The organism is Psychrobacter sp. TB20-MNA-CIBAN-0197 (assembly GCF_040309765.1).
Classification (GTDB): Bacteria; Pseudomonadota; Gammaproteobacteria; order Pseudomonadales; family Moraxellaceae; genus Psychrobacter; species Psychrobacter submarinus.
Genome location: NZ_JBEOPC010001115.1, coordinates 1 through 249 on the forward strand (window position 1 = coordinate 1; position 249 = coordinate 249).

Below are 249 nucleotides of genomic sequence, written 5' to 3' on the forward strand. Positions count from 1 at the left end.
GGCGGTGGGCAGCGAAGACGCGGGCGTCATCACTACCGCCAGCGGCCAGCCGAAAATCGACAGCAGCGGACGACCGGTGCTCGGCAGTTTCGATCAGGCGGCCCTCAAGCGATTGGCCTCGGCCGTCGACGCGCCGCTCGGCAGCCTGACCCTCAATAACGATGACCTGGAGTGGATCGAGTTGCACGCCCGCCAACACTTCCAGAGCGCCAGCGCCGAACAGCGCGAATTGCACTGGAAGGACGCCGG

The 249-nt window shown here is 66.7% G+C and carries 1 protein-coding gene; it reads left to right on the forward strand.

Features of this window, described 5'->3' with window-relative positions; genetic code table 11:
* Positions 1-249: hypothetical protein (locus AAEY83_RS17390; protein ID WP_351061185.1), on the forward strand; the 249-nt coding region annotated here is incomplete at both ends.